Annotated in this window: 11 protein-coding genes and 1 pseudogene; 6 read left to right on the forward strand and 6 right to left on the reverse strand. The window is 56.1% G+C overall.

The window, feature by feature from the left end:
• On the forward strand, positions 1-3,200 hold a 3,200-nt coding region (nrdJ, locus tag IGS51_RS21865), incomplete at its 5' end, for a ribonucleoside-triphosphate reductase, adenosylcobalamin-dependent (protein ID WP_297080968.1).
• 222 nt (positions 3,201-3,422) lie between these two features.
• Here the strand turns inward: nrdJ and IGS51_RS21870 are convergent.
• The 3 genes from IGS51_RS21870 to IGS51_RS21880 all read right to left on the reverse strand — a co-directional run bounded on the left by IGS51_RS21870 (position 3,423) and on the right by IGS51_RS21880 (position 5,689).
• The gene (locus IGS51_RS21870; protein WP_297080970.1) at positions 3,423-4,295 is read right to left on the reverse strand and encodes a hypothetical protein; all 873 of its coding nucleotides are present in this window, start codon (positions 4,293-4,295) and stop codon (positions 3,423-3,425) included.
• 93 nt (positions 4,296-4,388) lie between these two features.
• Positions 4,389-5,486 carry an ArsA family ATPase gene (locus IGS51_RS21875; protein WP_297080972.1) on the reverse strand — a complete coding sequence of 366 codons (1,098 nt, stop codon included), beginning with the start codon at positions 5,484-5,486 and terminating at the stop codon, positions 4,389-4,391.
• An 8-nt stretch (positions 5,487-5,494) separates the two neighbouring features.
• Complete coding sequence (locus tag IGS51_RS21880; RefSeq protein WP_172354379.1) at positions 5,495-5,689, reverse strand: DUF2862 domain-containing protein; 195 nt, start codon at positions 5,687-5,689, stop codon at positions 5,495-5,497.
• A 190-nt stretch (positions 5,690-5,879) separates the two neighbouring features.
• On the opposite strand from IGS51_RS21880, the gene hisF reads away from it, so the two are divergent.
• Positions 5,880-6,647, forward strand: coding sequence for an imidazole glycerol phosphate synthase subunit HisF (gene hisF / locus IGS51_RS21885; RefSeq protein WP_297080974.1), 768 nt, complete (start codon positions 5,880-5,882; stop codon positions 6,645-6,647).
• A gap of 124 nt (positions 6,648-6,771) precedes the next feature.
• Positions 6,772-6,957: pseudogene (locus tag IGS51_RS22495) on the forward strand (hypothetical protein); the annotation flags it as partial.
• A 177-nt stretch (positions 6,958-7,134) separates the two neighbouring features.
• On the opposite strand, the gene IGS51_RS21895 reads toward IGS51_RS22495, so the two are convergent.
• A complete protein-coding gene (locus IGS51_RS21895) occupies positions 7,135-7,512 on the reverse strand; it encodes a DUF423 domain-containing protein (RefSeq protein ID WP_172354381.1) in 378 nt (125 codons plus the stop codon).
• Positions 7,513-7,996: 484 nt separating this feature from the next.
• On the opposite strand from IGS51_RS21895, the gene cysS reads away from it, so the two are divergent.
• Entirely contained in the window at positions 7,997-9,469 is a 1,473-nt protein-coding gene (gene cysS, locus IGS51_RS21900) for a cysteine--tRNA ligase (RefSeq protein ID WP_297080978.1), read from the forward strand.
• A gap of 174 nt (positions 9,470-9,643) precedes the next feature.
• A complete protein-coding gene (locus tag IGS51_RS21905) occupies positions 9,644-9,931 on the forward strand; it encodes an MSMEG_0570 family nitrogen starvation response protein (RefSeq protein WP_172354386.1) in 288 nt (95 codons plus the stop codon).
• A gap of 46 nt (positions 9,932-9,977) precedes the next feature.
• On the opposite strand, the gene IGS51_RS21910 is transcribed toward IGS51_RS21905, so the two are convergent.
• Both IGS51_RS21910 and IGS51_RS21915 read right to left on the reverse strand, forming a co-directional pair.
• Positions 9,978-10,661 carry a response regulator gene (locus tag IGS51_RS21910; RefSeq protein WP_367279414.1) on the reverse strand — a complete coding sequence of 228 codons (684 nt, stop codon included), beginning with the start codon at positions 10,659-10,661 and terminating at the stop codon, positions 9,978-9,980.
• An 8-nt stretch (positions 10,662-10,669) separates the two neighbouring features.
• Complete coding sequence (locus IGS51_RS21915) at positions 10,670-11,761, reverse strand: sensor histidine kinase KdpD (RefSeq protein WP_297080983.1); 1,092 nt, start codon at positions 11,759-11,761, stop codon at positions 10,670-10,672.
• Positions 11,762-11,985: 224 nt separating this feature from the next.
• On the opposite strand from IGS51_RS21915, the gene kdpA reads away from it, so the two are divergent.
• A complete protein-coding gene (gene kdpA / locus IGS51_RS21920; protein ID WP_297080985.1) occupies positions 11,986-13,671 on the forward strand; it encodes a potassium-transporting ATPase subunit KdpA in 1,686 nt (561 codons plus the stop codon).
• Positions 13,672-13,687 lie beyond the last annotated feature (16 nt).

Here is a 13,687-nt window from a genome sequence, read left to right on the forward strand (position 1 = left end):
GAACCTATAGCCGCCGGGTTGAAAAAGTTGGAAGTGTCCGAGAAACCTGGGATGAGGTCTGCGATCGCACCCTCCAGGGATTAATTAAGCTGGGCAATCTGACGGATGAAGAAGCGGCTTTAATTGCCCGAATGCAGTCGCAAGTCAAAAGCCTACCCTCTGGACGCTGGCTCTGGGTGGGGGGAACCGAATGGATTGAGAAGCCAGAAAACTTTTCGGGAGCCTACAACTGCACCAGCACGAATGTCGTCGATTGGCGAGCCTTTGGGCTGATGATGGATCTGGCCATGATGGGCTGCGGCACGGGTGCGGTGCTGGAGCCAAAGTACATCAACCAACTGCCCGCCATTCGCAACCGCCTCTACATCATCATGCAGGGCGAAATCGGCAGCACCCCGGCGGAGCAGCGGCAGGGTGAAACGACGGTGACTTGGGAGGGCGATCGCGTCTCGATTCGCGTGGGCGACAGTCGCCAGGGCTGGGTCAAGTCCTATCAAACCGTGCTGGAACTCTCCACCGACGAGCGGTTTAACGGCGAAGTCACCATCACTATCGACCTCAGCGACGTGCGTCCGGCGGGCGAACGGCTGAAGGGCTTTGGCGGCGTGGCAAATCCCATCCGGCTGCCCCAGCTTTATGAACGGTGTGCGGCGATTTTGAACAAAGCCCTCGGCCGCCAGCTCAACTCCATCGAGTGCTGCCTGCTAATCGACGAGGCTGCCGCCTGCGTTGTTGCCGGAAACATCCGCCGCTCTGCCGGGATGCGCCAGTTCGACAGTGAGGATGAGTTGGCCAAAACGGCCAAGGACAACCTCTGGATGCAGGATGCTGAGGGCAACTGGCGCATCGACCCCGAACGCGACGCGCTCCGCATGGCGAACCACACCCGCGTCTTTCACCGCAAGCCGACGCTGGAGGAATGCACCGATGCCGTTCGCAAGCAATACTACTCCGGTGAAGGCGCGATCCAGTGGGCGGGAGAAGCGGAACGTCGGGCCCAGGGCAAGGGCCGCTATGGATTAAATCCCTGTGTGACTGCCGAAACCTGGGTTCACACAGGCGACGGGCCGCGCCAGGTCAAAGACCTGATCGGCAAGCAGCACAGCACCTATGTCAACGGTGAGCTATTCAGCACTACACCAGAGGGATTTTTCTACTCTGGCACGAAGCCTGTATTCAAACTTTCCACCCAGGAGGGCTTTGCGCTGCGGCTGACGGGCAACCATCGATTGCTCAAGGTCACTGCCCAGACCCAGAAGGCGCAATACACCGAATGGGTTGCGGCAGAAGACCTGCAACCGGGCGATCGCATTTTGTTGCACAACCACCGCGACCTTAACCCGTGGGATGGTGCAGGAGCCTGGGAAGAGGGCTGGCTTTTGGGCAACCTGCTGGGCGACGGCAGCCTGTCCACAACCCAGTGGAATGACACCGCCGTGCTGCGCTACTGGCAAGAATCGCAAGCAGAGATGAGCCAGCACGCAATCCAGCTTCTGAAGATCGCCGTTGGCTATGAACCGATAACGCCCGAAGCTCATTATCACGCCCAGCTTAAGCACCGGGTGATTAACTCCACCGGACTGGCGAAACTCGCGGCCCAGTTTGGCATGAAGCCAGGACAAAAGCAGATGACTGCTGCTTTGGAAGCCACAAGCTGCGAATTTCATCGAGGCTTTCTGCGGGGGCTATTTGATGCCGATGGCAGCGTCCAAGGCGATCAGATTAAAGGAGTCAGTGTGCGGCTGGCGCAGAGTAATCTGAACACCCTGAAAGCAGTGCAGCGGATGCTGGCTCGACTCGGCATCATTGCGACTCTGTACGAAAATCGCCGTTCTGCTGGCTATCGTCTGCTGCCCGATCGCGATCGCCAACCTGCGCCCTACGCCTGCAAAGCCCAGCACGAATTGGTCATTGCCAAAGACAACTTACACCAGTTCCAGCAGTTGGTCGGGTTTCAGGAACCCCGAAAAGCCCAAAAGCTGGAGGAGGCGCTCAAGGGCTACAAGCGTCAGCTTAACCGTGAGCGGTTTGCGGTGACGGTCGCTGCGCTGGAAGCAGACGGGACAGAAGCAGTGTATGACTGCACCGTGCCCGGCCCGGCCTGCTTCGATGCTAACGGGTTGGTTGCCCACAACTGTGGAGAAATCATTGGCGAAAACTTCCACTGCAACTTGGCGGAAGTTCACCTGAATCAGCTCGATCCGTTTGATTTCCAACAGCAAGAAGATGCCTTCACTGCCGGAGCGCTCTCCGTTGCAGCGCTGCTTAACCACCGCTTTACCGAGCCGCGCTATCAGCAGTCGCGAGAAGAAGACCCAATCGTGGGCGTGTCCTTCACCGGGCTATTTGACTTCTTTGTGCAGGCGTTTGGCGTGGAGTGGCTGCGCTGGTGGGCCCAGGGCCGCCCCGACACGTTGAAAGGGCTAGAGTTTAAGGAGAAGGAGCGGCAATACCTGAGCTACTGGAAAGAGATTGTGCATCGCGTGGTGTGGGACTACTGCGATCGCCACCAGCTTCGCCGCCCCAACCGCTGCACCACCGTCCAGCCTGCGGGCACAAAATCCCTGCTGACGGGCGCATCTCCCGGCTGGCACCCGCCCAAGGCCCAGCGCTTCATCCGCCGCATCACCTTCCGCAAAAATGATCCCGTAGCGCTGGCCTGCCTCGACTACGGCTACAGCATCGTGCCGTCACAATCCGACAAAGACGACGACGGCAACCTGCTGAACGACCCGTTTGACCCGCGCTGCACCGAATGGCTGGTGGAAATTCCCGTCGAGGTTCCCTGGGCCAACCTGCCCGGAGCCGACGAAATCGAAATTGAGAAATTCAGCGCCCTGGCCCAGTTCGATTTCTACATGCAGGTGCAGCAGCACTACACGGCGCACAACACCAGTGCCACCATCGAGCTAAACGAAGACGAGATCGAGCCGCTGGCCCAGGCCATTTATGGGGCGATCGCCCAGGATCAGGGCTACATTAGCGCTGCCCTGCTAGCCCGGTTCAACGCGCCCTTCCCCCGGCTGCCCTTCGAGAAGATCGATCGCGCCACATACCTGAAGCTCCAGCGCGAGGTGCAGGAGCGCCAGCGAACGGGTGACTTCTACGCAGCCCTAGCCCGCTACGACTCTGGGGAACTGGTGGAAGCGGGCCCCGCCGGATGCGACAGCGACAAGTGTATGTTGCCGGAGCAAAAGTAAATAACCAGAGCAATAACAGAGGTTCTTGCAGGTTTGGGGCCTGCGAGAGCTTTTGTTTATGCCGCAGGGTGCTTGCAGCGCGCCGTTGTACAAGGCTCTAACGATATGGGGTAGCAGTTGCCAAAATCTTTGTCTCTTACCCAAACGAACTCGGTCATCCTGCCACACCCGAATTGCCAGTCTATCGGCAACTTCGCTAGATAAGCTGAGTATTAGACGCACTTACACACCCAACAGAAGAGGCTTAGTCCCCAACATAAGAAGCTCATTGAAAAGCACCTCTTCATCATAATTGAGTTGCTTGCAACGCTTCACAGCAATCTCAATTAAGTCCTTAATAGCGACTTCTTTGACTTTAATCCCATCGTAATCTCGAATTTCGCGAGTGGAGCCTCGCGTAATGATCCACACTTGACGAGATTTACCTTGAATTTCAAGCTCTTTTGACGCTTGCCCACCATCAGATCGCCTTGGTTCAATCGTCAGTTGAGATTTATTTCTCAACTTATTGATGTAATTCTCGATCTGATCCTTTTTATATTCCTCAAAAGAATCTCTCAAAGTGCAATCGTACATAACGGCTAAATTTTTCAGAATGAAAAAGCCATCAGCACGCCCTGCCTGCGCTTCTCTGGGATACTGATATACAGCATGAATTCCAAGCAGACGGAACAAGGCAAAAACAGCATCTTCAAAATCGTCACTGTCTCTGATATGTTCCATCAGCCCACAAGCTTCATTAAATTTCTCTATTAAAGCTTTGAATGAGGGGGGATTGGAAGTTGAAATTTCCGCAGTAGGAACAGTGTTTTTAAGAACAGGTGTAGAAACTGAGGATGGTACTTCACCCCTATCTCTGTATATTTGGCGAGCAACCCATACTAATTCACCAGATTGCTTGTTTACTATCTGCTCTAGACAGAACCTAAGTTTTTCCCCCTTTTCTAGCAGCCCAAAATTTGTGTCCTTTAAATCATCTTCAAAAAACACAACGTCCTTATCATAGCCAGGAATTGGAGATACTGGGATAATAAATCCATATCCTTTGCGCCCATCATCCTTGCGAAGATATTTGACAGTTCCTACCTGTTCCATATTTAGTTACGTGCTATGCATATAAAGAGCGACATGGTACGAGTGACCATTTATGGATAGGGTTCCCCGGAAAATAGATAGGCTAACTCTGTTCTAAAACGAAATAATCAGGAAGCTGTCCTGGAACTTTGCGCCCGTCACCTGGCGGCCGCTGAGTTCGGGCGGCAGGGAAATGTTGCGGCGCTGGTCGCCTGCTTCGACGGTGACTTCCGGACCAGATTGGATGAGCTTGACCTGGGTTTTGTCGAAGCCGGGGAGGAAGAGGGCGACTTTGCGCTCGGCAATATTCACGGCGATCGCCCTGGGAGCCTGAGCAGCCTGGGTAAAGTCGGGCAGGGCCTCGATCAAAGGCTGCCAGTCTTGCCCCGGATAGTTTGGCAACGCAGTCACCGGGAGCGGCGCAAACTCTGGGGCGATTGCACTCCCGTCAGACGACTGATTGAGAATCACGCCGCCCACGGTCAGCCCCACCTGCTGGGCGCTGCCCCAGAGATACTTGGCAGTGGCGATCGCCGCCGCATCCTGCGTCGTCACCAAGTAGGCAGCAACACGGCTGGGATCATTGACCGCCGCTTTGCCCCGCTCCATGAGATTATTGCTCTGCTGCATCGCGGGTTGGTCAAACAAATCGCCCGACCAGTTCACATTTAGCACCGCAGCGGCAACGGGCTGCACAAAGGGCGACACTGCTTTCCACAGGTCAGAATCCGCCACCACCTTGCGGAAACGGCGGAAATACCAGGTGGCAATTTCCGGCATCCCCAGCATCCGCAGCGTAGACAAGTCCCCCGCGCCGTCGTACACGATGACCTCATACTTGCCGCTTCCGTCAAATTCCCGCAGGGCATTCAGCGCTAGCGCCCCGTCCATTCCCGGCAGGATGCCCAACTCCTGACCGTAGACCGCTTTGAGAATCGGCGTGCGGAGGTACTGCGCTTCCTGACGCTTGAGTTCCTCCCAACTGGACTCCATCAGCGCGGTAGATTGCAGGTGGACAGCGCTCAAATTTGCGTCAATCTCCTGGGGCGTTGCGCTGACGGATGCGCCCAGCAGCAGACCAAAGGCGGGGCCGGGGTCTTGTCCCACCAGCAGCGTCCGCTGACCCTGCAACGCGAATTGCTTTGCAGCGGCGATCGCCACGGTCGTCCGTCCGGTTCCGCCTTTGCCCAAAAACGTCAGGATGAAACTCATGCGTCTCCCTAAGAAACGACCTCTAGCTCGTCTTCAAAAAACCAGGTGGAAAACTTGTCATCAAACTGCACAACGACCCCGACACCGCTGCCATCTGTCATTTTGAAATCCTGAACCTCGCCCACTTGCCCCAGGTGCTTCACGACGGCTTGACCCGTGCGATCGCGCAACCGACGAACCCGAACCTTTTGACCAATTTGCATCTCGACACTCAACGATCGGCAAACAATTAGCCAGTGTATCAGTCTATTGCGCTGTATTGCGCCCCATTTAAGCGATATTGTGGTGACTTGGTGGCGCTTTTTCTCAGACCAGTGCGGGGTTGAAGTTTGGGCAGAGAAATTTCGTCGAATGTTTGCTGAATTTTTGTGGACTCTTCAATAGGCGATCGCAATGCTGGCAAAACGAATCTTGCCTTGCCTGGATGTGAAGGCGGGGCGCGTGGTGAAAGGGGTGAACTTTGTCAACCTGCGGGATGCGGGCGACCCCGTGGAACTGGCGCAGGTCTACAACGATGCCGGAGCAGATGAGCTTGTGTTTCTAGACATCACTGCCACCCACGAAGACCGCAACATTATCTATGACGTGGTGTATCGCACGGCGGAGCAGGTGTTTATTCCGCTGACGGTGGGCGGCGGCATTAGCTCCCTAGACACCATCAAGCAACTGCTGCGGGCAGGAGCCGATAAGGTGAGCATCAATTCCTCAGCCGTGCGCGACCCAGAGTTTATCAACCGGGCGAGCGATCGCTTTGGCAATCAGTGCATCGTCGTCGCCATCGATGCGCGACGGCGAACCGATCCCGACAATCCTGGCTGGGATGTCTACGTGCGCGGCGGGCGAGAGAATACGGGGCTGGATGCGCTCACCTGGGCCAAGGACGTGGAACAGCGCGGCGCGGGGGAACTGCTGGTGACCAGCATGGATGCAGACGGCACGCAGGCGGGCTATGACCTGGAACTGACGCGGGCGATCGCCGAACAGGTTCAGATTCCAGTTATCGCCTCCGGCGGAGCGGGCACCTGCGCCCACATTCATGAAGCGCTGACCGAGGGCAAGGCAGAAGCGGCGCTGCTGGCTTCCCTGCTACACTACGGCCAGCTTACTGTCGCAGAGATCAAGCAGTATTTGCGGGAGAACCAGGTAACCGTCAGGGGGTAATCGAATCGGCGCATCCTGTACAACTCGATACCAATCATTCCAAATCTCTAGATTGCCTTTAGAGACACTTTTCTGAGGAACTGTTACAATGTGAAATATTACAAAACGTTACATTCCTATAAGAATGATCTTTATCCTGTTCATCGTCGTAGCGCTGGTGGCATGGGCACTGCACCTCATGCAAGAAGCGCTTGACCGTAAAGAGTTTTCGCTGATGCTGGCGGGCTTTTTGGTGTCGATGGCAGCAGCGGCGCTGGTCGCGGTGTATTTCCTGGTGGGCCACTTCGTTGGCTATATGGATCAGATGTCCCAACGGGCCGAGTGGACAGAACAATATTACGAAACCGCAGAGTTCGTGTTTCCCAATGAGCTAATTGTGGAAGAGCCAATTGTGAACTATGCGGGAATGACGGACGCAGCCCGACGCTTCCAGGGCGCAATTTCTGCGGTTCGCCCCTGAGCTTGTCTGAGCTTTGCAGCGCGGGTTCTACTTTAAGCTGAGGGCGGCGATCGCCAAGCAGCCCCAGCCCACCATCAGCGCAGTACCCCCAATTGGCGCGACGGCTCCCAGCACTTTCACACCGCTGAGGCTGAGGGCGTAGAGGCTGCCAGAAAAGATCAGCGTTCCCGCAACAAACGCCCATCCCGCCGCGTTCAGCCAGCCTAGCCCCGCCTCGGCCCGCAGCAGCAATAGCCCCACCAACAGCAGCGCCAGCGCGTGATACATCTGATAGCGCGTGCCCGTTTCAAAAATTTCCAACATGCGATCGCTCAGTTTGGGCCGCAGCGCGTGGGACCCGAAGGCTCCAGCAGCCACAGACAGCCCGCCGAGAATAGAGGCGATCGCCAGAAAGATTTGGCTCATAGACATCTGGTTCATAAGTCCTAGCTGAAAACTCAATACAAGCTTTGGATACAAGCCTTGGATCAATTCTTCCAAGCGGCTCTTCCAAGCGGCGCTGACGGGCACATCCCAGTTCTGCAAGGTTGCCCTCATCCCCCAGCCCCTTCTCCCAAAGATGTACCTGCGCTAGCTAAGTGGCACTCAGAATGAACTGCCAGAAGCCCCGCACCAACTAGCTAGGCAGTGCCTTAAACCTTTCTAGGTCGTTGACTGCTTTGAGTCGATCCCCCTAAATCCCCCTTATTAAGGTGGACTTCCGGAGTGGCTCGGCTCAGTTCCCCCCTTTTTAAGGGGGGCTAGGGGGGGTCAAAGGGTTTTAAAACACGCCCTAACAATCCAACATCCACACCAATTGCACCGTAGCAGGTTCTCAGCCTTTGGCTCAAGCGCGGCTCTATCTGCAATACAATTTGATGGTTTAGATGTCCTGCGAATAAAGCCTTCCATGCCTCTCCGTTTGTATAACACCCTGACGCGACGAGTCGAGCCGTTTGAGCCGTTGGAATCCGGCGTGGTCAAGATGTATGCCTGTGGCGTGACGGTGTACGACTATTCGCATGTGGGCCATGCGCGGAACTATATCGCCTGGGACACGCTGCGGCGCTATCTGCTGTGGCGCGGCTACGCGGTGAAATACGTGCAAAATTTCACCGACATTGACGACAAAATCATCCGGCGATCGCACCAGGAAAACGTGCCCTGGAACGTCATCACCGAAACCTATATCCAGGCATACCTGGACGACATGGATCGGCTGAACATCCGCCGCGCCGATGTATATCCCAAGGCCACCGAAGTTGTGCCGCAGATCGTCGAGTTCATCCAGTCGCTAATCGATCGCGGCTATGCCTACGAATCCGGCGGCGACGTATACTACGCTGTCGAAAAATTTCCCAGCTACGGCAAACTGTCGGGGCGCAGGCTCGACCAGATGGAAGCCGGGGCCAGCGGCCGCGTCGATGAGGAAGCGGCGAAAAAGCACCATCCCCTAGATTTTGCCCTGTGGAAGGCGGCAAAGCCCGGTGAGCCGGAGTGGGATTCGCCCTGGGGCAAGGGACGACCCGGCTGGCATATCGAATGCTCGGTGATGGTGCGCGAGGAACTGGGCGACAGCATCGACATCCACACGGGCGGGCAAGACCTAATCTTTCCGCACCATGAAAACGAGATCGCCCAGTCGGAGGCGGCGCTGGCCAAACCCCTGTCGCGCTTCTGGCTGCACAACGGCTTTGTGAATATCAGCGGCGAAAAAATGTCGAAGTCGCTGGGCAACTTCACCACCATTCGCCAGATGCTAGAGAGCGGCTTTGACCCGATGGTGCTGCGGCTGTTTGTGCTGCAAGCGCAGTATCGCAAGCCGATTGACTTTACCGAAGAGGCGATCGCCTCTGCCCAAAACGCCTGGGACACGCTGACGGAGGGGCTGCGGTTTGGCTATCGGCACGGCGCGGCACTGGGATTTGGCCAGGGAGAACCCACTGCGCTCAATGCCCCCCCAGCCCCACCAATTGCGACCGCAAGCGAGGCCGTGCAGCGCTTTCAGGTGGCGATGGACGACGACCTGAATACGCCCGTGGCGCTGGCGGTGCTGTTTGAACTGGCCAAAGAGTTGCAAAAAGAGGGCAATCGCCTCACCCACGACGGCAAAACCCTGGCAGATCCGGCTGCACTGCAAGCCCAATGGCAAACGCTGGTGGCGCTGGCGGAGGTGCTGGGGCTGACCGTTTCGCCAGACGCAGCACCAGCACCCGATGGACTCAGCGATGCAGATATCGAAGCGCTGGTGCAGCAGCGGGCGGCGGCAAAACAGGCGAAAAACTGGGCCGAGGGCGATCGCATTCGAGACGAGCTAAAAGCCCAGGGCATCACGCTCATCGACAAACCCGGCGGCGTAACGGAGTGGATTCGGGGAAGCTGAAGTGTGTCGAGTCGGGTGTATCAGTCTGTTCCCTGAACTCCGCGATACAGATAGAAGCAGATGAATGCGGTACGAATACGATAGGAGAGATGCCGAATGCCTAGCTCGATCGCTCGACCGGCCGCTTCAGCCCAGCCTCCAAATTTCCCCCTTCTCACCCCTGACCCTTTGCCAATGCCAGAGCTTCGTTTTCAGATTGAGTGGCCAGACGGCTCCCAGGAGCTTTGCTATTCGCCGTCCCTAGTCATTAAGGACTACTTTACCCCAGATCAGGTTTATCCTTTAGCAGACTTTTTGGAGCGATCGCGCACCGCGCTGCACATTGCCAGCGATCGCGTCCAGGCCAAATATGGAATGCCCTGTAGCCTTGCCCTGGGGCAGCTTTCCAAACTTGAGCAAAAGGCGACGCAGTATGCCGAACTTCCAGAACCGCAGGTCAAGGTGCTGAAATTCGTAGAGTAACAGAACCGCAGAGTAACAGAACTAACCTTGTACCAGCAATTTTGCATTAGACCAGGTGTTGTTGAATCGCGGCTAATACGGCCTGAGTGCGATCGCGCACTTCTAGCTTTTGCAAAATCGAGTGAACATGGACGCGCACGGTTCCCGGCGTGATGTAAAGCGTAGCCGCAATTTCCTGATTGTTCTTTCCCTTAGACATTAGCGAGAGAATTTCCAGTTCGCGTTGAGTCAACCCAACCGTCGAGGGCAGAGGCGGGGCAGAGGCGGCCCCCGATTGCACAGCCGCAGAAGGCGCAGCGCGAAGATCAAGGGCAGTGCGAATTTCTGCTGTTGCAGCGGCATCCCACCAGGACGCACCCGCCGCCACAGAGCGCAGGGCCAACACCAGCGTCTCGGCTCCGATACCCTTGAGACAATAGCCCTGAGCGCCTGCTTCGATGATTTGAGGAATCAGAGTCTTTTGAGATTGAGAAGTCAGCACCAGGATGGGCAGGGTTGGGGCAACTTGCTTTAGCTGGCGGCAGGTTTCCAGACCCCCCAAACCGGGTAGCCCGATGTCCAGCAAAACCACGTCCAGAGGGTGCTGCTGCGCCAGGGCGATCGCCGTTTCGCCATCCTCCGCTTCGGCTGCAATCTCGATTCCTGCCTCTTGCCGCAATCGCACCTGCAACCCCAGGCGAAACAGTTCATCATCTTCGACGAGCAGCAGGCGTAGCGGCTTGGTCATCACTGGGTTTATCACATTGCAGGCGGCATCGGATAGGCGGGTAAGCGGAAGGCAAATAGCGCACCCGCCGGATCGCAATTCTCTGCCCAAATTGTACCGCCGTGCGCGGTGATGATCTGGCGAGAGAGGTAGAGTCCCAGCCCAGCACCTTTGGATTGGCGATCGCTCTGTCCCTGAAAAAATCGCTCAAACAGGTGGGGAAGCTCCTCCAACCGCAGCCCTGCGCCACTGTCTAGCACTTTCACCAGATGGTGAGCAGATTGGGATTCGAGCAAGATTTCCACGCGATCGCCCCGGCGAGAATGGTTCACCGCATTGCTCAGCAAATTAGTCAGCACGCGCTGTAGCTGAAACACATCGCCATTCACCCAGAGCGATCGCCGAAAATCGGACTCGCTATGGCGAATTGCTAGATAGACCTGGCGGCTGGCGGCCAGTCCGCTGAGTTCGCCTGCCACCATTTCGGTCAGTGCGGTCAGGTCTACCGGAGCCAGTTGCAGCGACAAGCCTTCTGCGTCGTTGCGGTAGATATCCAGCAGCGTCTCAACTAGTTTGAGGCTGGTTTGATGGCTGCGCTTCATCGTGGATAAAACCTTCTGCTGGGCAGGCGACAGCGGGCCGAAATATTCTTGCTCCAGTCCGCTGAGGGTTTCGATCGCCCCCAGTAGCGGCGTTCTCAGGTCATGGGTTAGCGTTGCGGCCAGGTCTTCTCGCAGTTTTGCAAGCTGCGCCTGCGCCTGAAGCTGTGCCCGCTGTTGGGCGATCGCCTCTTCACTCCGGCGGATGCGATCGCTGAGCCAGCCCGTAATTCCCAGCGCCAGCGCCGCGATAATGCGATTCAGCAAGATTGTGATTGACCATGGCTGTTCATGGGGAAACCACACGTTTGAGAGGGTTAGCGCGATCGCCGTAGCCGTCACCCAGCCTAGTTCTCGACGGCTGAGGCGAGCGCTGGCTAGCAAAATCCCGCCGATGTAGAAATAGCCAAAGACAAACTCTGGCGGCGTAATGTACTCCAGCACCAGGGCGATCGCAAATAGCCCAATAATCAAGCTCCGAATCGACAAATCCCGGTCACGCTGTGCGATATCTGACTTTGGCATTCACCACAATCTCATTCTGAATCTTTCCTATTTTGCCTTGCCTGCTCCAAAGCACGCAGGCGTTCTCTCTCGGCTATATCACGAGGTATAGAGCCGTCTAAACAGACTGCGAGTTTGCTGCGACTTCTAAACAGAAACTTATACCGCCTGTGGAATGGTTTGAGAACAGCTTTCGTCACACACTAAGACAAGCCGAAGTCACGCTTCAAGGAATAGGCGAGTTCATGTCACAAGGTTTTTTTCAAATCGCGCTAACCCTCGCCCTGATGGTGGCGATCGCCCCGTTCTTTGGGGCATATATGGCGCGGGTATATACCTACCATCCATCACTACTCGACCCCGTGATGCACCCCATCGAGAACATGATTTACAACCTCAGCGGTCTCCGCAAGCGAGCGGATATGACGGGCTGGCAATATGCCCGCGCAGTGCTGTGGAGCAACCTTGCTATGGGCATCTGGGTATTTTTGATCTTCATACTGCAAGGAGTGCTGCCGCTCAACCCAACGGGACTGGGCGCACCCAGTTGGGATCTGGCGCTGCACACGGCGATTTCCTTTGTCACCAATACCAACCAGCAGCATTATTCTGGTGAAACCACCTACAGCTATGCCAGCCAAGTCTGGGCGCTGGGCTTCCTCATGTTTACCTCAGCGGCGACGGGGCTAGCCGTGGCGATCGCCTTCATTCGCGGGCTAACCGGGCGATCGCTGGGCAATTTCTATGCAGATTTGATTCGGTCGATTACTCGTATTCTGCTGCCGATTTCTATAGTTAGCGGACTATTGCTCCTGTTGGCAGGGGTTCCAGAAACTCTTGCAGGTCCAGAGGTCGTAACGACTTTAGAAGGGGCACAGCAGGCGATCGCCCGTGGTCCAGTCGCTCACTTCGAGGCGATCAAAGAACTTGGCGAAAATGGCGGCGGCTTCTTTAGCATTAACTCTGCCCATCCGTTTGAAAACCCCAACGGGTTTACCAACTTGCTGGAAATGCTGCTCATGATGAGCATTCCCACCGCACTCATCTTCACCTATGGAGCCTTTGCCCATAACCTTAAGCAAGCATGGCTTATCTTCTGGATGGTGTTTTCCATTTTCGTCGGGTTAATTATCCTGACCGCTGTCGGCGAATATCAAGGCAACCCAGCCATCAACGGGCTGCTCGGCAGCACTGCCCCCAATCTGGAAGGAAAGGAAGTCCGCTTTGGCTGGGCGCAAACCACGCTCTGGGCAGTTATGACCACAGGCACCATGTGCGGCGCGGTGAATGGTATGCACGATTCGCTAATGCCTGCGGGCGGCTTTTCTACATTGTTTAATATGTTCCTGCAAATTGTCTGGGGCGGTCAGGGCACCGGGACAGCTTATTTGTTTGTATACCTGATTCTCGCGGTGTTCCTCACAGGGTTAATGGTGGGGCGTACGCCAGAATTCTTAGGACGCAAAATCGAGAAGCAAGAGATTGTGCTTGCCAGCGTCATTTTACTGGTTCATCCCTTTGCTATTTTGCTTCCTGCTGCTATCACGCTAGCGTTCCCAGACATACTCTCTGGCATTAGTAATCCTGGGTTTCACGGCGTATCTCAGGTGATCTATGAGTATGCCTCAGCGGCGGCAAACAATGGTTCCGGCTTTGAGGGACTGGACGATGACACATTGTGGTGGAACCTGAGCGCCAGCGTCAGTTTGCTGCTGGGTCGCTACGTGCCGATTGTGGCGCTGCTATTGCTGGCAGACGGGCTTTCTCGCAAGCAAGCTGTCCCTGAAAACGCAGGCACGCTGCGAACCGATACGGTCTTATTCACTAGCGTCACTGCGGGCGTGATCCTGATTCTTGGCGCACTCACTTTCTTTCCTGTTTTGGCGCTGGGGCCAGTCGCAGAAGCTTTTCAAATTGCCTCAGGCGCATAGTAATTGAACCTAACCC

Source organism: Thermoleptolyngbya sp. M55_K2018_002 (assembly GCF_015295965.1).
GTDB classification, from domain to species: domain Bacteria; phylum Cyanobacteriota; class Cyanobacteriia; order Elainellales; family Elainellaceae; genus Thermoleptolyngbya; species Thermoleptolyngbya sichuanensis.

Coding starts and splice junctions, on each gene's coding strand:
- cysS (WP_297080978.1), top strand. CDS start 7,997: ATGCCTCTCCGTTTGTATAACACCCTGACGCGACGAGTCGAGCCGTTT.
- hisF (WP_297080974.1), top strand. CDS start 5,880: ATGCTGGCAAAACGAATCTTGCCTTGCCTGGATGTGAAGGCGGGGCGC.
- IGS51_RS21895 (WP_172354381.1), bottom strand. CDS start 7,512: ATGAGCCAAATCTTTCTGGCGATCGCCTCTATTCTCGGCGGGCTGTCT.
- IGS51_RS21875 (WP_297080972.1), bottom strand. CDS start 5,486: ATGAGTTTCATCCTGACGTTTTTGGGCAAAGGCGGAACCGGACGGACG.
- IGS51_RS21915 (WP_297080983.1), bottom strand. CDS start 11,761: ATGCCAAAGTCAGATATCGCACAGCGTGACCGGGATTTGTCGATTCGG.
- IGS51_RS21905 (WP_172354386.1), top strand. CDS start 9,644: ATGCCAGAGCTTCGTTTTCAGATTGAGTGGCCAGACGGCTCCCAGGAG.
- IGS51_RS21880 (WP_172354379.1), bottom strand. CDS start 5,689: ATGCAAATTGGTCAAAAGGTTCGGGTTCGTCGGTTGCGCGATCGCACG.
- IGS51_RS21870 (WP_297080970.1), bottom strand. CDS start 4,295: ATGGAACAGGTAGGAACTGTCAAATATCTTCGCAAGGATGATGGGCGC.
- kdpA (WP_297080985.1), top strand. CDS start 11,986: ATGTCACAAGGTTTTTTTCAAATCGCGCTAACCCTCGCCCTGATGGTG.